This is a genomic window from Nocardioides sp. (genome assembly GCF_004803405.1).
Lineage (GTDB): Bacteria > Actinomycetota > Actinomycetes > Propionibacteriales > Nocardioidaceae > Nocardioides > Nocardioides vastitatis.
On the sequence record NZ_SSXI01000229.1, the window covers coordinates 27,854 to 52,964 of the forward strand.

Consider the following 25,111-nt stretch of genomic DNA (forward strand, 5'->3'; position numbering starts at 1 on the left):
AGGACGGCGCAGGTGCCAACTAGGGTGTCATCCGTGGCTGGACGGCGGACGCGCGAGGATCGCTCGGCTGAGAGTCGCGTGCTGACCGTTCCCAACCTGCTCAGCGGCCTGCGACTGCTCGGCGTCCCGCTGTTCCTGTGGCTGGTGCTCGGGCCCGAGGCCGACGTGTGGGCGCTGGTGGTTCTCATGCTGTCGGGCATCACCGACTTCCTCGACGGGTGGCTCGCGCGCAAGCTCAACCAGCAGTCGGTGCTCGGGCAGCTCCTCGACCCGGTCGCCGACCGGCTCTACATCCTGGCCGTCGTCGTCGGGCTCGCGATGCGCGACATCATCCCGTGGTGGGTGGCCCTGTGCCTGCCGCTGCGCGACCTGCTGCTGTGGGGGCTGGTGCCCCTGCTGCGGACCCGTGGCTACAGCGCGCTCCCGGTGCACTTCCTCGGCAAGGCGGCGACGTTCAACCTCCTCTACGCCTTCCCGCTGCTGCTCCTCGGCGACGGCGAGGGGGTCGTCGCAACCCTGGCGCAGGTCTTCGGCTGGGCGTTCGCGCTGTGGGGCATCGGGCTGTACTGGTGGGCGGGGGTCCTCTACGCCTGGCAGGTCCGCAAGCTGCTGGCGACGACGGAGCGACGGTCCCCGCCGGTGGTGCGCGATGAATGACAACCTGGACCGGTCCCGGACCCCGCTGCTCGCCCTGATCACCGCCGAGGCGCTCGACCGCGACTACCAGGTCGCCGCGTCGCGCAAGGGCCCTGACGAGCACACGCGTGCCAGCTCGCGGACCGCGGTCGTGCTCGTCGTCGCGGCCTTCGCGATGCTGGTGACGGTCGCTGCGGTGCAGACCTCGCGCAACGCCGACACCGAAGACGCCAGTCGGGCCAGCCTGATCGACCGGATCGGGGCGCGTCGTGCGATGGTGGCCGGCCTCCAGGACGAGGTCGCACGCCTGCGCGAGGACAACACCACGGCGCAGAACGAGGTACGCCGGCTGGGGGAGCGCTACAGCGCCGTGCAGGCCCGCCGGGCCCAGCTCGGCGCACTGACCGGGTTCACCCGCGTGACCGGTGACGGGGTCCGGATCTCGCTCGACAACGCAGAGTTCGCCGACCCCAACGCGCAGCTGCGGGATTCCGACCTCGCCCTCCTCGTCGACGGACTCTGGGCCGCCGGGGCGGAGGCGATCGCGATCAACGGCCAGCGGCTCACGTCGATGTCGGCCATCCGCAACTCGGGCCTCGCGATCGAGGTCAACAGCATCGGCATCGCCCCGCCCTACACCGTGACGGCGATCGGGAACCCGAGGACCCTCGCCGCAGACCTCCTCGAGACGCCGAGCGGCCTGGCCTTCGTGTCCCTGGCCAGCCAGTACGGCTTCCGGTACGACATCGACAACGTGACCGACATCCGGTTGCCTGCAGGTCCCGGGAAGCTGCGGGAGCTACGGTCGGCGCGGTACGACCAGGACATCCGGAAGAACCAGGGAGGTGGCACGCCGTGATCGCTGTGCTCGGTCTTGTCATCGGCATCGTGCTGGGGTTCATCTTCCAGCCCGACGTGCCGCTCGGCCTGGAGTACTACCTGCCGATCGCCGTGGTGGCCGCCCTCGACGCGGTGTTCGGAGCATTGCGCGCCTACCTCGACGGCATCTTCGACGACAAGGTCTTCGTCGTCTCCTTCCTCAGCAACGTGGTGATCGCTGCGGGCATCGTCTACCTGGGCGACCGGCTCGGCGTCGGTGGCCAGCTCTCCACGGGCGTGATCGTGGTGCTCGGGATCCGGATCTTCACCAACGTCGCGGCCATCCGAAGGCACCTGTTCCATGCCTGAGGAGGACCAGGTGGGCCAGGTGGGCGAGGGCCAGGTGGACGAGGGCCAGGTGGCGGCGATGCAGCGGCTGCGGCAGGCGATGCTCCGACCCTCGCGCAAGCAGGTCGTCGCGGGGATGCTGATGGCACTGCTCGGCTTCGCGGCCGTCACCCAGGTCCGGGTCGCCGGCACTGACGACAGCTACGCAGGTCTGCGCCAACAGGAGCTGGTCGACCTGCTCAGTGCGCTCTCCGCCACCCGCCAGCGCACCGAGTCCGAGATCGATCGCCTCGAGCGGGTCGCCGCCGACCTGCGCGACGACACGACCAAGCGGCAGACCGCGCTGGACCAGGCCCAGGGCGAGGTCGACGACCTCAGCATCCTCGCCGGCCTGGTGCCGGTCACCGGACCCGGTATCCGGATCACCGTCACCGAGTCGGAGGGTCGGGTCCGCCAGGCGTCGCTGCTCGACACGGTCCAGGAGCTGCGCACCGTCGGCGCCGAGGCGATCGCGATCAACGGCACGGTCCGGGTGGTCGCCCAGACGTCGTTCGCCGAGACCGACGGCGGATTCACGATCGACGGGGTGCAGGTCGAGGCGCCCTACGTCATCGATGTGATCGGCGAGCCCGGTGTCCTGAGCTCGGCGATCAGCTTCGCGCTCGGCCCCAAGCAGCAGCTGGAGCAGGACGGTGCCGAGATCCAGGTGCAGGAGCTCCGCTCCATCGACATCGAGGCTGTGACGACGACCGACGAGCCTTCCTTCGCCGTCCCCGACCAGGGGCAGTAGCCTTCTGGCCACCGGCCTGCGCGACCATGACGACGACCCCCCGAGGAGAACCGGTGACGAACCCTGCGGACCTGAAGTACACCGTCGAGCACGAGTGGCTGCGTGAGCCGGGGGAGACCCCCGAGTCGGTCCGCGTCGGGATCACCGACTACGCGCAGGACGCCCTCGGCGACATCGTGTACGTCTCGCTCCCCGAGGTCGGGGCCACGGTCACCTCCGGCGCCGCGTGCGGCGAGCTCGAGTCGACCAAGTCGGTCAGCGACGTGTACGCGCCGGTGACCGGCGAGATCACCGCGATCAACGAGGCCTTGGACGCCACCCCGGAGCTGGTCAACAACGACCCGTACGGCGCCGGCTGGCTCTTCGAGGTCGTGCCTGCAGACAAGGGCGAGGTCGACGGCCTCCTCGACGCCGCCGGTTACGAGGCACAGCTCGAGAGTTGACGCCTCACGTGGTGCTGACCATGTAGGTTCGACACAGACAGATTCGATCGCCGAGGAGCTCCCAGATGCCGTTCTGCACCGCCTGTGGCAAGCAGAACCCTGATGATGCGCGGTTCTGCTCGCAGTGTGGGACCCGCCTGGTCGGGTCGGACACGCCGCCGGCGACCAGCGACGCCACTGCCACCATCCAGTTCGGTGGTAGCGACAAGGTCGAGACCTCCGACCGCGCACTGAGCGCTGTTGACGCCGCGGCGGTCGACGCCCTGCCCGTCGGTCATGCGCTGCTCGTGGTGCAGAAGGGGCCCGGCGCGGGCAGCCGCTTCCTGCTCGACGCCGACGAGGTCAGTGCGGGCCGTCACCCGGACAGCGGCATCTTCCTCGACGACGTCACGGTCTCGCGACGGCATGCGGTCTTCCGCCGCGAGGGCGGCACGTTCACGGTCGAGGACGCCGGCAGCCTGAACGGCACCTACGTCAACCGCGACCGCATCGAGAAGGTCCAGCTCAAGGACAGCGACGAGGTCCAGGTGGGCAAGTACCGCCTGGTCTTCTTCGCCGGGCACGAGAGCGCCTGAGGATGCCGGCTGCTGTCCCCCGCGGAGCGCGGGACGAGCTGCTCAACATCGGGCAGGTCCTCGACCGCCTGCGCACCGACTTCGAGGACGTGTCGATCCCCAAGATCCGGTTCCTGGAGTCCGAGGGGCTGATCAAGCCTGAGCGAACGCCTGCCGGCTACCGGAAGTTCTCCGAGCGTGACATCGAGCGCCTGCGTTACATCCTGCGGATGCAGCGCGACCACTACCTGCCGCTGAAGGTGATCGGCGAGCACCTGGACGCCATGGACCGTGGCCTCCAGCCGCCGGCCCCCGAGCCCGTGGTGCCGACAGTGCCGACGGTCGCGCTCGGGGCGGACGGCCTCCCGTCCCCGGAGTCGTTCCGTCGTACCGACCGGCTGCGGCTCTCCCGCAAGGAGCTGATCAAGGTGGCCGGGATCGACGAGGAGCAGCTCACACAGCTCGAGGGATTCGCGCTCATCACGCCGTCCGCGACCGGCCACTACGACACCGACGCCCTAGTCATCGCGCGCACCGCCAAGGAGCTGGCCGACTTCGGGATCGAGCCGCGCCACCTCCGCGCCTACCGCACAGCCGCCGACCGCGAGGTCGGGTTGATCGACCAGGTCGTCGCACCGGTGCGCAAGGGTCGCGACGCCGCCGCGAGCGCGCGGGCAGAGGATGCGGTCAGTGAGATCGCGGCCCTGTCGGTGCGTCTGCACGCCACCTTGGTGAAGGCCGGCCTGCGGAGGATCTAGCCGCAGTCGGCTCCTGCCGCCTCGCCCTTCACAGCACAAGTACGCTGGACGCATGCGTGAGGTGGATGTCATGGGAGTCCGGGTGGAGATGCCCTCCAACCAGCCGATCGTCCTGCTCCGCGAAGTCGCCGGTGATCGCTACCTGCCGATCTGGATCGGCGCCGTGGAGGCCACCGCGATCGCGTTCGCCCAGCAGGGCGTGGTGCCGCCGCGACCGTTGACCCACGACCTGATGAGGGACATCCTCGCCGCGACCGGCAACGACCTGTCCGAGGTGCGCATCACCGACGTGCGCGACGGGGTCTTCTTCGCCACCCTCGTCTTCGACTCGGGGGTGGAGGTGAGCGCCCGTCCCTCCGACTCGATCGCGCTCGCGCTGCGCACCGGCACCACGATCTTCTGCGCCGAGGAGGTGCTCGACGAGGCCGGCCTGGCCGTCCCCGCCGAGCAGGAGGACGAGGTGGAGAAGTTCCGAGAGTTCCTCGACCACGTCTCACCCGAGGACTTCGGGTCCACCCCCGGGTGAGCGCCAGCGGATTCAACCTCAAGTTGAGGCTGAGGGTTTTCGGCGACACGCCCGGTCATGTCTTTGACCGGCCCTCACAACGGCCGTACCTTGAACTATCGAACGACCGTCGATGTCGCGCCCCGTGGAGGACCCAGTGAACGAGCAGCAGCCGGAGACGGCCCACCGCGAGGCTGAGGCCACGGCTGTCGCAGAGGAGCAGGGGCTTCTCTTCACCGACGACGTCTCGCCGCTGCCGAGCGACCTCGGCTACCGCGGCCCGACGGCCTGCAACGCGGCCGGCATCACCTACCGCCAGCTCGACTACTGGGCCCGCACCGGCCTGATCGAGCCGAGCGTCCGCGGCGCCAGCGGCTCCGGTTCGCAGCGGCTCTACAGCTTCCGCGACATCCTGATCCTCAAGATCATCAAGCGCCTGCTCGACGCCGGGATCTCGCTCCAGCAGATCCGCTCGGCCGTGAGCCACCTCCGCGAGCGCGGCACCGACGACCTGACCCAGGTGACGTTGATGAGCGACGGCGCCTCGGTCTACGAGTGCACCAGCAACGACGAGGTGATCGACCTCCTCCAGGGCGGCCAGGGCGTCTTCGGCATCGCCATCGGTGGTGTCTGGCGCGAGATCGAGGGCACCCTCGCCCAGCTGCCGAGCGAGCACGCGGCCGAGGCCGACCCCTCGGCGGCGCTGGCGAGCGACGAGCTCGCCGCGCGTCGCGCTGCGCGTATCGTCAGCTGACGCTGTAGTCTGGTCCCGCCATCTGATGCTGCGCGGGAGAGTCCAGTCTCTTCGGTGAGGCTGGCGCCGAAGGGGCAATTCCTCCCCGGAACCTCTCAGGCGCCCGGACCGTGCAGAGCAGGCGACTCTGGAGGCGCAATGGTGCGCTGACAGAGGGGGAGGCTTCGATCACGCGATCCCTGGAGCCACCCACCACATGAGCGCACCCTTCGTGAACCGCCACATCGGACCCGACGAGGCCCAGGTGACGGCGATGCTCGACCGTCTCGGCTACGCCTCGCTCGACGAGCTGATGGACGCCGCGATCCCCAAGTCGATCCGCACCACCGACCCCCTCGACCTGCCGCGCGCGGTGAGCGAGGAAGCGGCCGCGGCCGAGCTCCGCGCGCTCGCCGCAACGAACGTGCCGGGCGAGCCGATGATCGGGCTGGGCTACCACGCGACCGTCACGCCTGCGGTGATCCGCCGGAACGTGCTCGAGGATCCGAGCTGGTACACCGCGTACACGCCGTACCAGCCCGAGATCTCGCAGGGACGCCTCGAGGCGCTGATCAACTTCCAGACGATGGTCGCCGACCTCACCGGCCTCACGACCGCCGGCTCCTCCCTGCTCGATGAGGGCACCGCCGCCGCGGAGGCGGTCGCGCTGGCGTTCCGCGCCAACCGGGGGGCCAACGGCCCGTTCGTCATCGACGCCGACGCGCTTCCCCAGACCATCGACGTGGTTCGCACCCGCGCCGCAGGTCTCGGCATCGAGGTCGTCGTCGCCGACCTGAGCGACGGCCTTCCCGAGGGCGCGGTGTCGGGGGTGCTCGTGCAGTACCCGGGCGCGTCCGGCCGGGTCGCCGACATCCGCCCGCTGATCGAGGCCGCGCACGAACACGGCGGTCTGGCCGTCGTGGCCGCGGACCTGCTCGCGCTGACCCTGCTGGAGGCACCCGGCACGATGGGCGCCGACGTCGTCGTCGGGTCGGCCCAGCGGTTCGGCGTCCCGCTGTTCTACGGCGGCCCGCATGCGGGCTTCATCGCTGTCCGGGACGGCCTGGAGCGGCAGCTGCCCGGTCGCCTGGTGGGCGTCTCGATCGACGCCGAGGGCCGACCGGCCTACCGTCTCGCGCTCCAGACGCGCGAGCAGCACATCCGCCGGGACAGGGCGACCTCCAACATCTGCACCGCACAGGTGCTGCTCGCCGTCGCCGCCGGGATGTACGCGGTCTACCACGGTCCCGGCGGGCTGAGGGCGATCGCGCAGGAGATCCACGAGCTCGCGGCTCGCGCAGCGGCGTCCCTCGCCCACGCCGGGTTCGCGGTGCAGACCGACACCTTCTTCGACACCTTCCAGGTCGCGGTCCCCGGCCGGGCGGAGGAGATCGTGGCGGCGGCACGCGACCAGGGCCTGCACCTGCGGCTCGTGGACGCCGACACGGTGGGGCTGTCGTTCGGTGAGACCACCAGCGTCGCGACGCTGCGCGCGCTGCACACGGCGTTCGGCGTCGTGCCGCAGGCGGTCGAGCCCGTTGCCGCGCTTCCGACCGCGCTCGCGCGGACCACGCAGTTCCTCACCCATCCGGTCTTCAACACCCACCACAACGAGACCTCGATGCTGCGCTACCTGCACAAGCTCAGCAACCGCGACTACGCGCTGGACCGCGGCATGATCCCGCTCGGCTCCTGCACGATGAAGCTGAACGCGACCACCGAGATGGAGCCGATCTCCCTCGCCGGCTTCGCGAACCTGCACCCGTTCGTGCCGGCGGAGGACGCTGAGGGCTACCGGCAGCTGATCGAGGAGCTCGAGGGCTGGCTGGCGGAGGTGACCGGCTACGACCAGGTCTCTGTGCAGCCGAACGCCGGTGCGCAGGGGGAGTTCGCCGGCATGCTCGCGATCCGCGACTACCACCGCGCCAACGGCGAGGGACAGCGCGACATCTGCCTGATCCCGTCCTCCGCGCACGGCACCAACCCCGCCTCCGCGGTGATGGCCGGGATGCGGGTCGTCGTGGTCAAGGCCGCGGACGACGGCACGGTCGACTTCGACGACCTGCGAGAGAAGTGTGCTGAGCACGCCGAGGACCTCGCCGCGATCATGGTGACCTATCCCTCGACGCACGGGGTCTACGAGGAGAGCATCACCGAGCTGTGCGACATCGTCCACGAGCACGGCGGCCAGGTGTACATCGACGGGGCCAACTTCAACGCGCTGCTCGGCTACGCGAAGCCGGGCCGCTTCGGGGGCGACGTCTCCCACCTCAACCTGCACAAGACGTTCTGCATCCCACACGGCGGCGGCGGCCCGGGCGTGGGTCCGGTCGCGGTGCGCGAGCACCTGGCGCCGTACCTCCCGACGCATCCGCTGCACCCCGTGGCGGACAGGCGCGACGGCATCGGTGCGATCAGCGCGGCGCCGTACGGCTCGGCGGGCATCCTGCCGATCTCGTGGGCCTACATCCGGATGATGGGCGCCGAGGGCCTGACCAAGGCGACGGCGGTCGCGGTCCTCTCCGCCAACTACATGGCGGCGCGCCTCGGCGACCACTTCCCGGTGCTCTACCGCGGCGACACCGGGCTGGTGGCGCACGAGTGCATCCTCGACGTGCGGGAGATCACCCGGCTGACGGGCATCTCGGTCGACGACGTCGCCAAGCGACTGGTGGACTACGGCTTCCACGCGCCGACCATGTCCTTCCCGGTCGCCGGCACGCTCATGGTCGAGCCGACGGAGTCGGAGGACCTCGCCGAGCTCGACCGCTTCTGCGACGCGATGATCGCGATCAAGGGCGAGATCGACCGGGTCGAGGCGGGGGAGTGGACGGTCGAGGAGTCGCCGCTCCGCAACGCCCCGCACACCGCCCGGGCCCTGGTCGGGGAGTGGGACCGCTCCTACGCACGGGAGATCGGGGTGTTCCCGGCGGGCATCGACCCGGACAAGTACTGGCCGCCGGTGGCTCGGATCGACCAGGCCTACGGCGACCGCAACCTGGTGTGCGCGTGCCCGCCGATCGACGCCTACGACGAGTGACGCACGACGCCGCGCTCCGGTCGGTCCAGGCGGTCGGCCGGCTGCCCTCCGTGTCCGCCGCGGTGGCGTACGGCGGGGCGGAGGCCTGGCGCGGTTCGGTCTCGGTGCTGGAGGGGATCAGCGCCGACACGTCCTACCGGATCGGATCCATCACCAAGACCATGACCGCGGTCCTCGTCCTGCAGCTTCGGGACGAGGGGCGGCTGTCACTCGACGACCCGGTGGGTCGGTTCGTCCCGGAGGCCGGGTGCGGCGACGTGACCCTGCGGGGCCTGCTGTCGCACACGGCCGGGCTGCGGAGCGAGCCGGTGGGACCGTGGTGGGAGCGGTCGCCGGGCGTCGCGACGGCCGAGCTCCTGGCCGCCAACCAGCACTGCGCTCGGGTGGCGTCCGACGGCGCGTACTACCACTACTCCAACCTCGGCTACGCGCTGCTCGGTGAGACGGTGGCGCGTCTGCGCGGCCGTTTGTGGTGGGACCTGGTCCAGGAGCGGCTGCTGGCTCCACTCGGCCTCACCGCGACGACGTACGACGCCCCGGACGACCACGCCCCCGGCCTGAGCGTCGACCACTTCGCCCACACGCTGACATCGGAGCCGCACGCCGACACCGTCGCCATGGCGCCCGCGGGCCAGCTGTGGAGCACGGTGACCGACCTGCTCGGCTGGGCGGACTTCCTCGCCGTCGGCCATCGCGACGTGCTCCGTCGCGAGACACTCGCCGAGATGACGCGCCCCGCGACGACTGCGGAAGGCTACGGCCTCGGTCTGCGCATCCTCCGCGGCCGGGACCGGACGCTGGTCGGCCACACCGGGTCGATGCCCGGCTTCCAGGCGTCGCTCTTCGTGGACCCCACGACGCGCGACGCCGTCGCGGTGCTGGCGAACGCGACCACCGGGCTGCGGCCCGAGCTGGTCCCGGTCGAACTGCTCGGCGATGACCCGGTCGAGGAGTGCGCGCCGTGGCGACCCTCGGTCGAGGTCCCGCGCGAAATCGCGCCGATCCTCGGGCTGTGGTTCTGGGGCAACACCGCCCTCGGGTTCGAGTGGTGCGGTGACGAGCTCGTCGTGCGCGACCTGCGCACCGGCAACGTGGAGTACCGCTTCGGGCTGGACGAGGGTGTGCTCGTCGGGACCGAGGGCTACCACCGCGGTGAGCCGCTGGAGGTGCGCCGCAAGCAGGACGGCTCGGTCAGCCACCTCGAGTGTGCGTCGTTCGTCTACACCCGCGTGCCCTACGACCCCGAGGTCACGATCCCGGGTGGTCATCCAGCATGATGGCCCCGTGAACGAGAACACGTTCCAGCTGGGCTGGTTCCGTCGCGATGGCGACACCTACACGCCGCTGCCGCTGGCCCAGAGCCTGTGGCGCGCCGACCAGATGCACGGCGTGGCGGTCAGCGGCCTGCTCGCGCGAACGCTCGAGCAGAGGGTTGCGGTCACGGGCCGCACGGACCTGGTGCCGGCGCGCTACCACGTGGACCTGTTCCGGCCGGCGCGGATGACCGCGACGACCAGCAGCGCGACCATCGTCCGCGAGGGCCCGCGGCTCCTGCTGCTGGACGCCGTCGTCGAGCAGGACGGCGAGGTCGTGGCCCGGGCCGGCGCGACGTTCCTCACGTCGTCGCAGAACCCGCCGGGCGAGGTCTGGTCCGCCGAAGACCGGCCGAGCCCGCCGCCGGCGGACGTCGCTCCGAGCACGGGCGAGCACCATGTCCCGATCTTCGCGAGCGGCAAGCCGTGGTCCGACGACTTCACCGAGCACCAGAATGCGGGCCGCCACCAGACGTGGCAGACCGCGATGCCGATCGTGGTCGACGAGGAGTGCACGCCCTTCCAGGCCGTCGCCTCGATCGCCGACGCGACGAGCATGGTGACGAACTGGGGCAGCGGGGGCGTCGAGTTCATCAACACCGACATCAGCCTGGCCATCGCCAGACTGCCCGAGAGCGCGTCCCTGGGGCTGCGCACCACCGACCACGTCGCGTCCGCCGGCGTGGCCGTCGGCACCGCCGAGGTCTTCGACCGGCTCGGACCGATCGGGACCGCGACCGTGACCTCCCTGGCGAACACCCGACGGACCGTCGACCTCTCCGCGTCCGAGTGGGACGGGTCGAAGGGAACGCCCGGCGTCTGAGGGCTACAACGCCTGGGAGACCGAGCTCATGTTGAAGTCGGGGATCCGCAGGGCTGGCGTGGCCGTGCGGCTGAAGTACTCGTCACCCCACTCGCGGCTGAAGCTCGGGACCGTCGCCGAGGCCGCGCTGAACCTGCGCAGCAGGTCGATCGGGCTCTCGTTCCAGCGGAAGTTGTTGACCGAACCGGTGATCTCGCCGCCCTCGACGAGGTAGACGCCGTCCCGCGTCAGGCCGGTCAGGAGCAGCGTCTGCGGGTCGACCACTCGGATGTACCACAGGCAGGTGAGGAGCAGCCCCCGCTCGGTGCCGGCGACCAGGTCGTCGACGGTCTCGACGACGCCGCCGGCCGCTCCGTCGATGGTCAGCGCGAGGTTGTCGACGTACGGCGTCACCGGCTGCTCGGTCAGGTGTGCGCTGTGGCGGGTCTGCACCAGCGAGGTCAGCACCCCGTCACGGATCCAGTCCGTCGGTCCCAGCTCGATGCCGTTGTCGAACACCGAGGTGGTCGGGCCGGAGGACGTCGCGATCGAGAACGGCGCGCAGGCCAGCCCGGGAAGCGCCGGGTCGGAGTGGAGCCGGACGCCCGGCGCGGTGATCTGCTCGCCGATCCGGGTGCCGGCCGGCCGCTTGCTGTAGACCGACTGACCCTCGTGGGCATCGCGTGCCCCGGCGTACCAGTAGGCGTCGATCATCAGGTCGGCCACCGAGCTCGGCGGCAGGATGGTCTCGTAGCGTCCGGCGGGCAGCTCGAGGCGGCGCCTGCCCCACTCGAGCCGCTTCTCCAGCTCGGCGTCGAGAGCCAGCGGGTCGACGTCGGAGAAGTCCCGGGTCGCGCCGCCGACCCAGGCGCTCCGGGTGAGCTCCGCGTCCTTGCCGGTGCAGGCGTAGTGGCCGGTGGGCTGGACATGGCGGAGACGCAGCCCGGTCGACGAGGCGAGGTAGGTGGTGGTCACGTCGTGGTCGACGAAGCCGTAGAGCACCCGGCCGGCCGCCTGGGCGCGGGAGAACGCCTCGCCGAGGGCCGGCGCGACGTCGCGGTAGACACCGATGTCGGTCGGTGCCGACGGTTCCGCCCAGTCCGGTGAGACGCGGTCGTCGACCAGCTCGGCAGCGTCCTCGGCCGGTTCTGCCTTGCGTGCGGCGGCATCGGCCGCAGCGACCAGGTCGGTCACCTGCTCCTTCGAGGTCGCACTCCCGCTGACCGACGCCGCCGCGACACCGCGGGCCGAGCGGACGAACGAGATGACCGTGACCGAGCGGTCCACCATGACCCCGTTGGTGGTCAGGGTGTTGTTCGCCCAGCGGAGGTTGGCGCTGGTGCTGTCGCTCAGCAGGACGATGCAGTCATCGGCCGAGGAGGCGGCCAGGGCCAGCTCGGCGAGATCCTGCGGAATGACACCGGTCATGCCTGCGCTCCTTCCTCGGTCGTGTTCAGCACTCGCACGTCGCGGAACAGCGACGTCGGGCAACCATGGCTGACGGCGGCGACCTGGCCAGGCTGCGCCTTGCCGCAGTTGAACGCGCCGCCGAGGAGCCAGGTGTCCGGGCCGCCGACCGCCGCCAGCGAGTTCCAGAAGTCGATGGTCGTCGCCTGGTAGGCGACGTCGCGCACCTGGCCGGCGAGCCTGCCCCCCTCGATCCGGTAGAAGCGCTGACCGGTGAACTGGAAGTTGTAGCGCTGCATGTCGATCGACCAGGAGTTGTCGCCGACGACGTAGAGCCCACGGTCGACCTGGCCGATCAGCTCCTCGGTGCTCGGTCCGTCGGCGGCGGCCTGCAGGGACACGTTCGCCATCCGCTGGATCGGGATGTGGCCGGGGGAGTCGGCGAAGGCGCAGCCGTTGGAGCGGCCCTGTCCGTCGAGCCGGTTGAGCTCCGGGAAGAGCGCCGCCATCGGCCGGTCGAGCTGGTAGCCGACGAACAGCCCGTCGCGCACGATGTCCCACTGCTGGGTGGCGACGCCCTCGTCGTCGTACCCGATGGTCGCGAGGCCGTGCTCCACGGTGCGGTCGCCGGTGACCTGCATGACCGGGGATCCGTACTGCAGTGTGTTCAGCTTGTCCGGGGTCGCGAACGACGTGCCCGCGTAGTTGGCCTCGTAGCCCAGCGCGCGGTCGAGCTCGGTCGCGTGTCCGATCGACTCGTGGATCGTCAGCCACAGGTTGGACGGATGGATGACCAGGTCGTAGCGACCTGCCTCCACGCTCGGCGCCTTCAGCTTCTCCTCGAGCAGGTCGGGGACCTCCGCCAGCTCGTCGTCCCACGGGTAGCCGTCGGTGACGTACTCCCAGCCGCGGCCGACCGGCGGCGCGATGCTGGCCATCGAGTCGAACAGGTCCTCGGTGGCGCCCATCGCCTCGAACCCCGGCTGCATCCGGATCCGCTGCTGGGTCGTGCGGGTACCGGCGAGGTCGGCGTAGTACTTGTTCTCCTGCACGGCGAGGAGGTACGACGACGCGTGCTGGACCGCGTCGTGGCGACGGAGCCGCTCGGTCCAGTCGATGAGCACTGCGGTCTTGTCGCCGGTGGGCACGTCAAACGGGTTCACGTCGTACGACGAGACCCAGGTGACGTCGTCGTACACCGGCTCGCGCGCGAGCTCGACGGGTCGGGTGGTCATCGCCGCCGCGACCTGCGCGACGCTCACGGCCGTCTCCGCCACGCGGCGCGCCTCGTCGTCGGTCAGGACGACACCGGATGCGAACCCCCAGGCCCCCGCGTGCACGACGCGGACCGAGAACCCGACCGCGTCGCCCTCGGAGGCTCCTTGGAGGGCGCGGTCGCGAACGGAGATGTGCTGGGTGCGGATCCGTTCGCCGCGGAAGTCCGCGTGAGTGGCGCCGAGGTCCGCGGCGCGGGCCAGGGCGACCTCACCGAGCCGACGGAACGGGAGGTCGAGGAAGGTCGGATCGAGCTGCCCGGATGCCATGGCGCGAAATCTAGCGGGACTCAGCCGGCCTGCGCGTCGTCCTCGACGATCTCCACGTCGACGGCCTCGAACTCGAAGGTGAGCTCCGGGCGCTCGACGTCGGCGATGACCTCGAAGTCCTGGGCTCGAGGCGCTTGGCCGGCAACCGTCTCGAAGTCCCCACTGGTGAGCGGCTTGGGCATGACGTCGATCTGGCCGACGGTGCCGAGGACGGCGGACTCGTCCATGTGGTCCAGCTTGCGGGCGGTGACCAGGACCCGGGTCTCGAGTGAGCTCGCGAAGGCGTTGTAGCTCTTGACGGTGGTCTCGAGGGACCGACGCAGCTTCTCAGCGTGGTCGGCGAGCTTGGCGATCCGCCGGTAGAGCTCGCGTCCGAGGTCGAAGAGCTCCTTGGCGTCGTCGGTGAGGACGTCCTGACGCCAGGTGAAGGCGACGGTCTTGAGGATGGCCCAGAGGTTCGTCGGCGTCGCGAGCACGACGCCCTTCCCGAAGGCGTACTCGAGCAGTGAGGGGTCGGTGTCCAGCGCCATCGACAACAGCTGCTCGTTGGGGATGAACGCCACCGTGAACTCGGGGCTCGCGGAGAGACCGGTCCAGTAGTTCTTCGCAGACAGGGCGTCGACGTGGTTGCGGACCCGCTTCGCGTGCTGGGCAAGGAGCTCCAGGCGTCGCTCGGGCGCGATCCCCGGCTTGTGGGCGTCGATGAAGGCGTTGTAGGGCACCTTGGCGTCGATCGCCATCTGCTTGCCGCCGGGCAGGTTGATCACCATGTCCGGGCGGCGCGCGCCGGAGTCGGCCTCGATCGAGTGCTGCACGTCGAAGTCGACCCGCTGCAGCAGGCCCGCGGACTCCACGAGCGTGCGCAGCTGGGTCTCGCCCCACACGCCCCGGACGGCGTTGTTGGTGAGCGCCGAGGCGAGGGTGTCGGCGGCCTTCTTGGACTCGGCGACGGTGTGCGCGGTGGTGCGCAGCTGCTCGGCGAGCTCGCCGTGCTGATGGGAGCGTTGCTGCTCCAGCTCCTCGACTCGGCGCTGCATCGCTCGCAGCTGCTCGGCCACCGGGGTGAGTGTCTTGAGGACCTGGTTGTGGCCGCCCTCGGCCTGCTCCCGCTCCCGCTGCGCCTGTCGGTGCTGGTCGACGAGCACCTTGTGCTGGTCGCGGGCGGCCTCCAGGGCGTCGCGGAGCTGCTCGACGGTGGCCATCGCGGCGGCGAGGTCGCTCTGCACGGCGGCGCGGGCCGCTGCCTCCTGCTCGCGCACGCGTGCGACCACGGCGTCCTGGCGGGCCATGGCCAGGTCGACCTCGTGGCGGACGATGGCGAGCTCGGCCTGGTGCCGGCCCGCGAGACGATCGAGCTCGACGGCATGCTCGCGCGCCGTGGCCTCCAGGTCGGCGGACGTGTCACGGATCATCGACTGACGGGCGAACCACCCCGCGGCGGCGCCGAGGAGTAGGCCGATCAGCAGTGCGACGATTTCCATGTGGAGCAGTCAAACAGGGCGGCCCGACACATCCGGTGCCCCCACGCCGGGGCGGCCGAGATGCTTGGTCCTCAGGCGTAGCGGACGGTCCGCCCGTCGCTGGTCCAGCCGAACAGGGCAAGTCCGGCCTCGCTGGCGAGACGGGCCGAGAGCCCGGTCGGCGCACCCACGGCGACGAGTGCGCCGACACCGCTCGCCACGGCCTTCTGCGCCAGCTCGAAACCGGCGCGGCCGCTCACCACGAGCGCGGCAGCCGATGGCGGGTCGCCGTGCAGCAGCCTGGACCCGACCGCCTTGTCCACCGCGTTGTGCCGGCCCACGTCCTCCCGGCACACCAGGAGCTCGCCGTCGGCTGTGAACAGGCCCGCCGCGTGCGCGCTGCCGGTGCGGGCGAAGAGCTCCTGATGGGGCCGCATGAGGCCGGGCAGGGACCGGACGACCGCGGGTGAGGGCAGCGCGCCGTCCCAGGCGGCGGCCGGACGGCGCGCCAGCACCTCGCTCACGCTGTCGGTTCCGCAGACCCCGCATGCGGAGGAGCCCGCGCTCAGCGCGTCGAGCTGCGTGGGCAGGCGAGGTGGAGCGGCCAGGAGGGTCACCGTGACGACGTTGAACTCCTGCTCGGGTGTCAGGTCACGGTCGGTGCAGTAGGCGACGCCCGAGGCGGACCCCAGGCCCTCGTGGTGCACCCAGCCGGCGGCGAGCTCGAAGTCGTTGCCCGGAGTGCGCAGCGTGGTCCACACCCGGCGTGCCGGCGCGCCCGGCCAGCCGAGCCGGATCTCCAGTGGCTCCTCCGTCAGCACCCGGTCCTCGTGGCGGCTGGGGGCCGGGCCGGCGTCGTACTCCGCTACGTGGACGCGGCCGGTGGGCCCGGGGCGGCGCTCCTTCACGGGAGCACCGCACGGAGGCGTTCCAGCTCGTCGACGCGGTCGGCCAGGCGGCGTCGTACGGCGACCGGGAGGTCGTGCTCCAGCGCGGCCTTCGCAGCGGCAGCGGTCGCGTCGTCGAGATGGGTGATGGGGAAGAACGCCTGCACCACCACCGCCTGCACCCAGCCCTGGTGCGCCGCGACGATGGCGTCCAGCTGCGAGAAGTAGGCGTCCGCGAACGGGGCGGTGACCTCCAGCTGGTCGGGCCGCCACATCCCGGCGCCCGCCGCGTCGATCTCGTAGTTGGCCACCGACACCTCGCCCGTCGCACGGGCCCAGGCGAACTCCTTGGCCTCGGCCGTGGGCAGTGACGCCACGGCGCGGGCGTGGGCGACGGTCGCGGAGCCGCTCGGCTCGGCGGCGAGCATCGCGTCGAGGGCGGTGCGGTCGGTGGCCCCGATCTCAGCGAGCCTGCGCCACGCCTTCCACCGCAGATCGCCGTCGGGCGCGATGCCGTCCGGCAGGCGTTCACCGGCCGCCCAGCGGTAGAGCTCCTCGGCGTCCGTGGCTGTCAGCACGGTCGCTCGGAAGGCCGAGAGCTGGAGCTCGGAGCCGGGCGCCGACCGCTCGCCGGCCCTTCGCACCGCCGCGTGGAATCGGGACAGGGTCCCCTCAGGGGCGAGGGGAAGCACGGTTCCGAGCACCCACGGCAGCAGGTTGCGGACACCGTCGGCGGTGTCCTCGACCGGGGGCGCCGCCGCGACCAGGTCGGCCACCTGTGCCGGGGACAGCACGCCGTTGAACAGGCCCATCCGCACGTTGTTCCACATCGACGCGCGCAGCTGGGGGTCCGCCATGTCCGCCGCCAGCGCGGGCAGGGCCGCCATGGTCAGCGGATCGGGCGGGCTGACCGCCCACGTGGTCTCGTGCGCGTCGATCAGCACGGGTGCCCGGCCGACCTCGACCGGAGCCTCCGGCCCGTCCACGACGAGCGGACGGACCTCCCAGCGCGCCCCGTCGTGGACCGCGATGTCCAGCTGGTGCCGGCGGTCCGCGGGATGGGCGTCGGGGGACGAGCGCCGGATCACGCCAGCAGGCCGGTCCAGGGTGAGCACGTCCGGCCCCGGCGTGAGCAGCCAGTCCCTCACGAAGCCGTCGAGGTCGACGCCGCCGGCCGCCCGGGCCCAGCTCGCGAAGAGATCGTGCATGGTCGCATTCCCGAAGCGGTGGCGGTCGAAGTGCTCACGGACCCCATCCAGGAACGCGTCGTCACCGAGGCGCGCCGCCAGCTGGCGAAGCACGTTGGAGCCTCGCGCATAGGAGATGCCGTCGAAGTTCTGCAGTGCGGCGAGCGCGTCGGGTGCGTCGTTGCCGGCGACCGGGTGCGTCGTCGGGCGCGAGTCCGCGGCGATGCCCCACACCCGCCGTGCGTAGGACTGGTGGAGCCATGCGTCGTGGTACTGCGTGACGTCGGCGGTCACCCGGTAGCCCATGTACTCGGCGAAGCTCTCGTTGAGCCAGAGGTCGTCCCACCAGCGCGGGGTGACGATGTTGCCGAACCACTGGTGCGCCATCTCGTGCGCGATCAGGGCGGCACGGAAGCTGCGGTCCGCGCGGGTGCTGCTGCCCTCGAAGAGCAGCGGGTCGCGGATCGTGATGCACCCCGGGTTCTCCATGGCCCCGGCGTTGAACTCCGGCACGAATGCCTGGTGGTAGTCGCCGAAGGGGTAGCGGACGCCGAACAGCCGGTGGAACTCGTCGAAGCACTGGCGGGTGAGGGTGAGCAGCTCGTCGGCCTCGCGGTCGAGCGTCCCGGCGAGGCTCCTCCGGGCGCTGAGGCCCAGCGGGATGCCGTCGTGCTCGTCGGTCAGCCGGTGATACGGACCGGCGACGATCGTGACGAAGTAGGTGGCCAGGGGCGGCGTGGGGCCGATCTCCCACCGTCGTACGCCGTCCTGCGCGCCGGCCTCTCGAGCCGGCGCGTTGCCGACGACCATCCAGTCGGCAGGCGCGGTCACCCGCATCGTGTAGGGCGCCTTCAGGTCCGGCTGGTCGAAGCACGCGAAGACCGACGGTGCCGCGTCCATGAAGGACATCCCGTAGACGTAGGCCAACCCGTCGGCCGGGTCGACCATCCGGTGCAGACCCTCGCCGTCGTTCCGGAAGCCCATCGTCGCGTCCACCACCAGCTCGTGCTCACCGGCGCCCAGCTCCAGGGCAAGTCGGCCGCGATCGAGCAGCTCCGGGCGCAGGGGCAGACCGTCGAGGGTCACCGCGTGCAGTGCCCGCGGCTTCACGTCGAGGAACGTCTCCACCGGTTCGGAGGAGAAGCGGATCGTGGTGCGGGACCGGAAGACCTCGTCGGCGACGCTGAGGTCCAGCTCGACGTCGTACGACGCCACGGTGAGCGCCGCGGCCCGGTGCTCGGCCTCGGCGCGGGTGAGGCTGCGGGAGTCGGTGGAGATGCTCGTCACGCTTCCAGCCTAGGGACGGAGGGGGCACCGCGATGTGGCAACCTTCGGACCATGCGTCCGTGGACCGAAGTACCGCAGCAGCAGGGGCGGCGGTTCGTGATCACCGGAGCCAACGGCGGGCTGGGCCTGGAGACCGCGCGCATCCTCGGCTCCCGGGGCGCCTCGATCGTGATGGCCTGTCGCAGCGTCGAGAAGGGCGAGGCCGTGGCGCCGACGGTGCCGGGCCACGACGAGGGCCGGGTGGAGGTCCGGCGGCTCGACGTCAGTGACCTGGACTCGGTCAGGAGCTTCGCGGCCGCGCTTCACCAGGACGACCGTCCCGTCGACGTGCTCATCAACAACGCCGGGGTGCTCGGGGTGCCCTACGCCCTCACGCCCGAGGGCGTGGAGATGCACTTCGCGACCAACTACCTCGGCCACTTCGCGCTCACCAACCTGCTGGTGCCGCTGCTGACCGACCGGGTGGTGATGCTCGGATCGCGGGAGCACCGCTCGGGCAGCCGGGCGCTCGATCTCGACGACCTCGGCTGGAGGCGACGCCCCTACCGGGCGTTCGCGGCGTACGGCGCCTCCAAGCTGGCCGACCTGCTGTTCATGGTCGAGCTCGACCGTCGTCTCACCCGGGCGGGCTCGCCGCTGCGTGCGGTCGGGACGCATCCCGGCGCCTCCGTCAGCCGGATCACCAGCGGGTCGGCCAACCCGCTGGTGAGCGCAGTCGGGGTCTTCGGGCAGCGGCTGGTGAGCATGCCGGCCTGGCGCGGCGCTCTGTGCACCGTCTACGCGGCGACGATGGACGTCCCGGGCGGCACCTACATCGGACCGCACGGCAGGACCGAGCTCTGGGGCTGGCCGGCGCCCGCCCGGATGGCGCCGGCCGTCGGGGACACCGACCTCGCCCACGCGCTGTGGGCGAGGTCGGTCGAGCTCACCGGGGTGGACCTGCCGGCGGGGTCGTCCTGATCAGTCGACGCTGACGGTCTCGAAGGTGACCGGGGTCTTCGGGCGGCCGTCCTCCGGGCCCATCTCCGGGGTGACGCCGGCCTCGGCGGCCTTGGCGATCCGGGCGACCGTGTCGGCGTCGACCGTGCCGAAGACCGTGTAGGACGGGTCCAGGCCGGTGTCGCCGTACACGATGAAGAACTGCGACCCGCCGCTGTCGGGGTCCTGTGCCCGCGCCATCGCCAGGGTGCCGGCCGGGTAGGTCTCGGTGCCGTCGAACTCTGCCGGGACGGTGTAGCCGGGTCCGCCCATGCCGGTGCCGTCCGGGTCGCCGCACTGGAGCACCTGGAAGCCGGGCCTGGTCGTCAGCCGGTGGCAGGACGTGCCGTCGAAGTACTCCTGCTCGGCGAGCGAGACGAACGAGTTCACCGTGCACGGCGCCCGGTCGGCGTCGAGGGTCGCCTTGAACTCTCCGACCGAGGTGGTCATCGTGACCGGCACCTGACCCGACGCGGTCGGCTGCGAGGGCGGCAGTTCGACATCGGAGGAGGTGCCGTCGGGCTCGTAGGTGCAGGGCCCCTCCGACGCCGCCGCATCCGACGGGCTCGTGTTGTCCCCCGCCGACGCGTCGTCGGAGCAGGCGGAGAGCGGGGCGAGCAGGAGCAGGGCCGGCACAGCGGCGCGCAGGGAGGAACGCATGGGGGGACGCATGGGCCGCATCGTACGCAGTCTCCCCCCACCACCCGGGCGTAGGTTGAGGCACATGGACCTCGGCATCCACTACGCGAGCTTCACCCACCCCCAGTGGGAGTCCACCTTGGTCGGTCGGCTGACCGACACCGCCACGATCGCCGACGAGGGCGGCATCGCACTCTTCAGCGTGATGGACCACTACTTCCAGATGGGCCGGCACCACGGCGCGCACGACGGAGCGCACGAGCCGATGCTCGAGGGCTACACCACCTTGGGCTATCTCGCGGCGGTCACGAAGCGGATCGACCTCGGCCTGCTCGTCACCGGCGTGACCTACCGCCACCCCGGCGTCCTGGCGAAGGTCGTCTCCACCCTCGACGTCCTGTCGGACGGTCGGGCGTGGCTCGGCCTCGGCGCCGGGTGGTACGAGCGCGAGCACCGCGGGCTCGGCATCCCGTTCCCGCCGATCGCCGAGCGCTTCGAGCGGCTGGAGGAGACGATCCGGATCGCCGAGCAGATGTGGAGCGACGACGACGGCCCGTTCGACGGCGAGCACTACCGGCTGGCCGAGACCATCTGCCGGCCGAGGCCGGTCCGCGGTCGGGTGCCGCTGATGGTGGGCGGCCAGGGCGAGCGCAAGACCCTGCGGCTGGTCGCGCGGTACGGCGACGCGTGCAACCTCTTCACCGGCGAGGGCGTTCCCGGTGTCGCCCACAAGCTCGACGTCCTCCGGCGGCACTGCGACGAGCTCGGCCGTGACTACGAGCGGATCCGCAAGACGGTCCTCTGGTTCGGAGATCCGGTGGCCGACCGGGACGGCTTCCTCAAGGAGATGGAGCAGTACGGCGAGCTCGGCGTCGACCTCGCGACGATGATGCCGCCGACCGGGGTCGACCCGGAGTCGTGGGCCGAGGCGCTCGTGACGGACGTGCTGCCTCAGGTGGGGGAGCCTTGGCCATGACGGTGTGGAGGGCGATCGGGATCGCCGCGACGGGCCTCCTCCTGGTCGCGTGCTCGTCGTCCCCCCGCGAGTCGGGGGAGTCCGGCCCGGAGCCGACCTCCACCGCGCCGTCTCCCGCACCGGAGTCCTCGCCACCGTCCGCGTCCAGCGGGTCGGCGGCGGACACCGCCTCGCCGGATGCCGGCCCGGAGCCGTCCGACGGCCGACCCCGCCGGGCGACGCTGACGATCAGAAAGCTCGGGATCGACGACCTCGTGGTGGTGCCGTACCGGGGCAGGACCGACGACGCGCCGGGGACCGAGATCCAGGACCGCGGCCTCGCCGCGAGCCCGTTCGGGCCCGAGGGCGGCGTCGGCCCCGGCGGGATCGGCAACTATCAGGTGACCGCGCATCGGCTGTCCTCGACGCAGGCCTTCGTGGACCTGCCGAGGCTGCGGCGCGGCGACCGGGTGGTGGTGGAGGTGGGGGAGCGGCGGTACGTCTACGAGATCACCGCGACCCGGCGGACCTCCTTCCGGTCGCCGGCGTCGCTGCGCGCACAACGCGCGGCGGTGCCGGGGTGGCCCGGCGCCGAGCCGACCCGGGCGATGATCACGCTCTCGACGTGCGCGACCCAGGAGGACCATGCCGCTGGGAACTACTGGGCGGACGAGCTCGACAACCCCGAGCACCGGATCGACAAGATCGGGGTGCTGGTCAGCAGCTCCTGATGTCACGCACCGGCGATCCTCCTGTTGATCGCCCGCAGCAGCCAGCCGGGCGTCATCGCCGAGGCGGCCATCAGCGCCGTGGCCTGCCGACCCACCGCCCGGTGCACGGCGCGGGGAAGCCGGTGCGGCCGGACGACGGCGTACACCTCGTCGGCGACGTCCTGCGGCGTCAGCCGCACGCCGAGCGACCGGCTGGCGGCGATGTCCATGTCGGAGGTCATGGCGGTCTTGACGAACAGCGGCCACACCGCACGCACGGTGATGTCCTCCCTCGCCCACTCGAGGTCGAGTGCCTCGGTGATGCCGCGGACGGCGAACTTGGTGGCGGAGTAGGTGGCGAGCTCCGGTTGGCCGTAGATCGCGCTGGCGGAGGCCAGGTTGACGACGTGCGCGCCGGGCGTGGCACTCAGGAGCGGATAGGCGGTGTGACAGCCGTTGAGCACGCCTTTCACGTTGACGTCGACGAGCGCGTGCTGCGCCTCCAGCGGGATGTCCGCGAACGGGCCGCTCCGCAGGACTCCGGCGTTGTTGACGAGGACGTCGAGGCGTCCACCGGCGTGGCCGCTGAACTCGTCCAGGCGGGTCCGCCACGCCGCCGGGTCGCTGACGTCGAGCTCGCCGGTGACCACCTCGCCCCGGCCGGTGCCCAGCACCGGGCCCAGGTCGGAGGCCAGGGTCGCGAGCCCGGCCAGGTCGACGTCGTACGCGCCGACCAGGTAGCCCTCCCGCGCGAAGCGCGAGGCGATGGCACGGCCGATGCCGGCGGCGGCGCCGGTGATGAAGACGGAGGGTCGGGTCATGCCGCTCAGTATCACTTGTGAAAACATTCACAAACGAGTGAGTCCACCGCACCGGCCGCGTAGGTTCGAAGCGTGGTGGCCGCCGACCTCGTTGCCCAGCTGACCCAGCTCGCCCAAGCGGCCGAGCCCGCAGGCCTGCTCCCGGCCCGCCAACAGATGGCGCTGTCGCTGGGCTGGCACATCGTCCTGGCGTGCTTCGGGGTCGCCTTCCCGGCGATGATCTTCGTGATGCACCTGCGGGGGATCCGGCGGGACGACCCGGTGGCGCTGGGCCTGGCGAAGCGCTGGGCGAAGGTCTCCGCGGTGCTGTTCGCGATCGGCGCCGTGTCCGGCACGGTGCTCAGCTTCGAGATGGGACTGCTCTGGCCCGGCCTGATGGGAACGTACGGCGACGTGCTCGGGCTGCCCTTCGCGTTCGAGGGCCTGGCGTTCTTCCTCGAGGCGATCTTCCTCGGGATCTACCTCTACGGCTGGGGCCGGATGCCACCGAGGCAGCACGTGCTGATGGTGCTGCCGATGGCCGTGACCGGCGTGGTCGGAACCTACTGCGTGCTTGCGGTGAACGCGTGGATGAACGTCCCGACCGGTTTCCGGATCGTCGACGGCCAGGTCACCGACGTCGAGCCGTGGGCGGTGCTGTTCAACCAGCACGCCTTCCTCCAGTTCGCGCACATGTGGGTGGCGGCCTACATGGTCGCCGGCTTCACGATCGCCGGCGTGTACGCCGTCGGCATGCTGCGCGGCCGGCGCGACGAGCACCACCGGCTCGGGTTCCTCGTCCCGTTCGTCTTCGCGAGCATCGCGGCCGTCGCGCAGCCGTTCGTGGGACACGTGCTCGGTGCCGGCCTGGACGAGCGCCAGCCGGCGAAGCTCGCGGCCTTCGAGCTCGCCGAGACCACGGAGAGCCCGTCGCCGCTGCGGATCGGCGGCGTCCTCGTCGACGGCGAGGTCCGCTACGCCCTCGACATCCCCTACCTCGGCTCCCTGATCGCGATGAACTCCCCGAGCGAGCCGGTCCCCGGACTCGACGAGATCCCGGAGGCCGACCGCCCGCCGGTCAACCTGACCCACTGGGCCTTCCAGACGATGGTCGGGATCGGCTCGCTGCTGATGCTCTCCTCGGTGGCCTTCTGGGTGCTCCGGCGACGCGGGAGGGACCTGCTCGAGAGTCGCCTGTTCCTGCGGTTCGCGGCCGCAGGCGGTCCGCTCGCCGTGCTGGCGATGGAGGCCGGGTGGATCGCCACCGAGGTGGGGCGGCAGCCGTGGATCGTCTACGGCGTGATGCGCACGCCGGAGGCGGTGGGTGACTACACCTCCCGGCTGTGGTGGCTCCTGGGCACCACCTCGCTGGTCTACGCGGCGATGACGGTCGGCGCGGTCGTCGTACTCCGCTCGATGGCGCGGCGCTGGCGGGCGGGTGAGGCGGAGCTGCCGAGTCCGTACGGACCGGAGTCCCGGCTCTGGGACACCGAGACGGCAGAGGAGCGCCGATGAGCCTCGAGGTCGCGGTCGCGGCCGCGCTGTTCGTCGGCGTTGTCGCGTACGCCGTGCTCGGGGGCGCCGACTTCGGATCCGGGTTCTACGACCTGACCGCAGGCGGGAGCCGCCGCGGTGCGGAGCTGCGGACGCTGGTCGACCACAGCATCGGGCCGGTCTGGGAGGCCAACCACGTGTGGCTGATCTACGTCCTGGTCATGTGGTGGACCGGCTTCCCGACGTCGTTCGCCGCGGCGATGACGACGCTGATCCTCCCGCTGCTGCTGGCGCTCCTGGGCATCGTGCTGCGCGGCGCGAGCTTCGCCTTCCGCAAGTACGCCGCGACGCTCGGACAGGCGCGGCTGTTCGGAGCGGTGTTCGCGCTGTCGTCGGTGCTGACGCCGTTCTTCCTCGGCACCGTCGCCGGCGGCCTCGCGTCCGGCCGGGTGCCGGCCGACGGACACGGTGACCTCTGGTCGTCGTGGATCAACCCGACGTCGCTCTTCGGCGGGGTGATCGCGGTCGGCACCTGTGCCTTCCTCGCCGGCACCTTCCTGGCGGCGGACGCCGCCCGCAGCGCCAGCACCCGGCTGGCGGAGCAGCTGCGGGGCAGGACGCTGGCCGTCGGCGCCCTGACGGGTGCGGCGGTCTTCGCCGCGCTGGTGCCGATCCAGCGGGACGCACCGACGCTGGCCGACGGCCTCGAGGGACGCGCCGCGCCGCTCGTCGTGGTGTCGGCGCTGGCCGGCGTGGCGACCCTCGTGCTCCTGTGGCGGCGCCGGTTCGCACCGGCTCGCCTCACGGCGGTGGTCGCCGTCGCAGCCGTGGTGTCCGGCTGGGGCGTCGGCCAGTACCCGTGGCTGCTGGTGGACGAGGTGACGATCGAGGACGCGGCCGGAGCGCCTGCCACCCTCCAGGGATTGCTGGTCGCGGTCGCTCTGGCGGCGGCCCTGGTCGGCCCGTCGCTCTACTACCTGTTCCGGCTCACCCAGTCGGAGGAGTGGACGCACTGACCGGCC

24 protein-coding genes and 1 riboswitch are annotated in these 25,111 nt (G+C 71.4%); of the genes, 17 read left to right on the forward strand and 7 right to left on the reverse strand.

Translation table 11 applies throughout. The features are described from left to right. Positions 1–33 precede the first annotated feature (33 nt). The 12 genes from E7Z54_RS16315 (at position 34) to E7Z54_RS16370 (ending at position 10,762) form a co-directional block, all read left to right on the forward strand. Positions 34–657 carry a CDP-alcohol phosphatidyltransferase family protein gene (locus E7Z54_RS16315; protein WP_136435479.1) on the forward strand — a complete coding sequence of 208 codons (624 nt, stop codon included), beginning with the start codon at positions 34–36 and terminating at the stop codon, positions 655–657. Then, positions 650–1,495 carry a DUF881 domain-containing protein gene (locus E7Z54_RS16320; RefSeq protein ID WP_136435481.1) on the forward strand — a complete coding sequence of 282 codons (846 nt, stop codon included), beginning with the start codon at positions 650–652 and terminating at the stop codon, positions 1,493–1,495. Before E7Z54_RS16315 ends, E7Z54_RS16320 begins: the two co-directional genes overlap by 8 nt. Further along, the gene (locus E7Z54_RS16325; RefSeq protein WP_136435483.1) at positions 1,492–1,824 is read left to right on the forward strand and encodes a small basic family protein; all 333 of its coding nucleotides are present in this window, start codon (positions 1,492–1,494) and stop codon (positions 1,822–1,824) included. The genes E7Z54_RS16320 and E7Z54_RS16325 overlap by 4 nt, the downstream gene beginning before the upstream one ends. Beyond that, positions 1,817–2,593 carry a DUF881 domain-containing protein gene (locus E7Z54_RS16330; RefSeq protein ID WP_240769731.1) on the forward strand — a complete coding sequence of 259 codons (777 nt, stop codon included), beginning with the start codon at positions 1,817–1,819 and terminating at the stop codon, positions 2,591–2,593. Before E7Z54_RS16325 ends, E7Z54_RS16330 begins: the two co-directional genes overlap by 8 nt. Positions 2,594–2,619: 26 nt before the next feature. Next, positions 2,620–3,036, forward strand: a complete 417-nt coding sequence (gene gcvH / locus E7Z54_RS16335) for a glycine cleavage system protein GcvH (protein ID WP_136435485.1) — start codon at positions 2,620–2,622, stop codon at positions 3,034–3,036. Positions 3,037–3,101: 65 nt separating this feature from the next. Continuing rightward, a complete protein-coding gene (locus E7Z54_RS16340; RefSeq protein ID WP_136435487.1) occupies positions 3,102–3,611 on the forward strand; it encodes an FHA domain-containing protein in 510 nt (169 codons plus the stop codon). Positions 3,612–3,613: 2 nt separating this feature from the next. Next, positions 3,614–4,348, forward strand: coding sequence for a transcriptional regulator FtsR (gene ftsR / locus E7Z54_RS16345; protein WP_136435488.1), 735 nt, complete (start codon positions 3,614–3,616; stop codon positions 4,346–4,348). Positions 4,349–4,400: 52 nt separating this feature from the next. Next, positions 4,401–4,874, forward strand: coding sequence for a bifunctional nuclease family protein (locus E7Z54_RS16350; RefSeq protein WP_136435490.1), 474 nt, complete (start codon positions 4,401–4,403; stop codon positions 4,872–4,874). A 112-nt stretch (positions 4,875–4,986) separates the two neighbouring features. Continuing rightward, the gene (locus E7Z54_RS16355) at positions 4,987–5,607 is read left to right on the forward strand and encodes a MerR family transcriptional regulator (protein WP_136435492.1); all 621 of its coding nucleotides are present in this window, start codon (positions 4,987–4,989) and stop codon (positions 5,605–5,607) included. Positions 5,608–5,630: 23 nt separating this feature from the next. Further along, a riboswitch (glycine riboswitch) is annotated at positions 5,631–5,728 on the forward strand. Positions 5,729–5,803: 75 nt separating this feature from the next. Continuing rightward, positions 5,804–8,626, forward strand: a complete 2,823-nt coding sequence (gene gcvP, locus E7Z54_RS16360; protein ID WP_136435494.1) for an aminomethyl-transferring glycine dehydrogenase — start codon at positions 5,804–5,806, stop codon at positions 8,624–8,626. Next, a complete protein-coding gene (locus E7Z54_RS24090; RefSeq protein WP_240769732.1) occupies positions 8,623–9,903 on the forward strand; it encodes a serine hydrolase domain-containing protein in 1,281 nt (426 codons plus the stop codon). The genes gcvP and E7Z54_RS24090 overlap by 4 nt, the downstream gene beginning before the upstream one ends. Before the next feature lie 7 nt (positions 9,904–9,910). After that, entirely contained in the window at positions 9,911–10,762 is an 852-nt protein-coding gene (locus E7Z54_RS16370; protein WP_240769733.1) for an acyl-CoA thioesterase domain-containing protein, read from the forward strand. A gap of 3 nt (positions 10,763–10,765) precedes the next feature. On the opposite strand, the gene E7Z54_RS16375 is transcribed toward E7Z54_RS16370, so the two are convergent. The 5 genes from E7Z54_RS16375 to pepN form a co-directional block, all read right to left on the reverse strand. Continuing rightward, positions 10,766–12,169 (reverse strand): metallopeptidase TldD-related protein, encoded by a 1,404-nt coding sequence (locus E7Z54_RS16375; RefSeq protein ID WP_136435498.1) that lies wholly within the window; start codon positions 12,167–12,169, stop codon positions 10,766–10,768. Then, positions 12,166–13,692 (reverse strand): TldD/PmbA family protein, encoded by a 1,527-nt coding sequence (locus E7Z54_RS16380; protein WP_136435500.1) that lies wholly within the window; start codon positions 13,690–13,692, stop codon positions 12,166–12,168. Before E7Z54_RS16380 ends, E7Z54_RS16375 begins: the two co-directional genes overlap by 4 nt. Before the next feature lie 20 nt (positions 13,693–13,712). Next, positions 13,713–15,173: a DNA recombination protein RmuC gene (rmuC, locus tag E7Z54_RS16385; RefSeq protein ID WP_240769734.1), complete on the reverse strand. Its 1,461-nt coding sequence runs from the start codon at positions 15,171–15,173 to the stop codon at positions 13,713–13,715. Between the two features lie 71 nt (positions 15,174–15,244). Then, positions 15,245–16,060, reverse strand: coding sequence for a formate dehydrogenase accessory sulfurtransferase FdhD (locus tag E7Z54_RS16390; protein WP_136435502.1), 816 nt, complete (start codon positions 16,058–16,060; stop codon positions 15,245–15,247). After that, on the reverse strand, positions 16,057–18,513 hold the full coding sequence (gene pepN / locus E7Z54_RS16395) for an aminopeptidase N (RefSeq protein ID WP_240769736.1): 2,457 nt from the start codon (positions 18,511–18,513) through the stop codon (positions 16,057–16,059). Before pepN ends, E7Z54_RS16390 begins: the two co-directional genes overlap by 4 nt. A 51-nt stretch (positions 18,514–18,564) precedes the next feature. Between pepN and E7Z54_RS16400 the strand changes: the two genes are divergently transcribed. Then, positions 18,565–19,473 (forward strand): SDR family NAD(P)-dependent oxidoreductase, encoded by a 909-nt coding sequence (locus tag E7Z54_RS16400; RefSeq protein WP_136435503.1) that lies wholly within the window; start codon positions 18,565–18,567, stop codon positions 19,471–19,473. On the opposite strand, the gene E7Z54_RS16405 is transcribed toward E7Z54_RS16400, so the two are convergent. Beyond that, positions 19,474–20,163, reverse strand: coding sequence for a peptidylprolyl isomerase (locus tag E7Z54_RS16405; protein ID WP_240769737.1), 690 nt, complete (start codon positions 20,161–20,163; stop codon positions 19,474–19,476). 52 nt (positions 20,164–20,215) lie between these two features. On the opposite strand from E7Z54_RS16405, the gene E7Z54_RS16410 reads away from it, so the two are divergent. Next, positions 20,216–21,106 carry an LLM class F420-dependent oxidoreductase gene (locus tag E7Z54_RS16410; protein WP_136435505.1) on the forward strand — a complete coding sequence of 297 codons (891 nt, stop codon included), beginning with the start codon at positions 20,216–20,218 and terminating at the stop codon, positions 21,104–21,106. Further along, positions 21,103–21,816 (forward strand): sortase domain-containing protein, encoded by a 714-nt coding sequence (locus tag E7Z54_RS16415; protein ID WP_136435507.1) that lies wholly within the window; start codon positions 21,103–21,105, stop codon positions 21,814–21,816. Before E7Z54_RS16410 ends, E7Z54_RS16415 begins: the two co-directional genes overlap by 4 nt. Positions 21,817–21,818: 2 nt before the next feature. Here E7Z54_RS16415 and E7Z54_RS16420 read toward each other — a convergent pair whose 3' ends face one another. Further along, positions 21,819–22,616 carry an SDR family oxidoreductase gene (locus E7Z54_RS16420; RefSeq protein ID WP_136435509.1) on the reverse strand — a complete coding sequence of 266 codons (798 nt, stop codon included), beginning with the start codon at positions 22,614–22,616 and terminating at the stop codon, positions 21,819–21,821. Between the two features lie 72 nt (positions 22,617–22,688). Here E7Z54_RS16420 and E7Z54_RS16425 point away from each other — a divergent pair, with 72 nt between their 5' ends. Next, the gene (locus E7Z54_RS16425) at positions 22,689–24,110 is read left to right on the forward strand and encodes a cytochrome ubiquinol oxidase subunit I (RefSeq protein ID WP_240769738.1); all 1,422 of its coding nucleotides are present in this window, start codon (positions 22,689–22,691) and stop codon (positions 24,108–24,110) included. Continuing rightward, positions 24,107–25,105, forward strand: a complete 999-nt coding sequence (locus tag E7Z54_RS16430) for a cytochrome d ubiquinol oxidase subunit II (RefSeq protein WP_136435510.1) — start codon at positions 24,107–24,109, stop codon at positions 25,103–25,105. Before E7Z54_RS16425 ends, E7Z54_RS16430 begins: the two co-directional genes overlap by 4 nt. Positions 25,106–25,111: the final 6 nt, after the last annotated feature.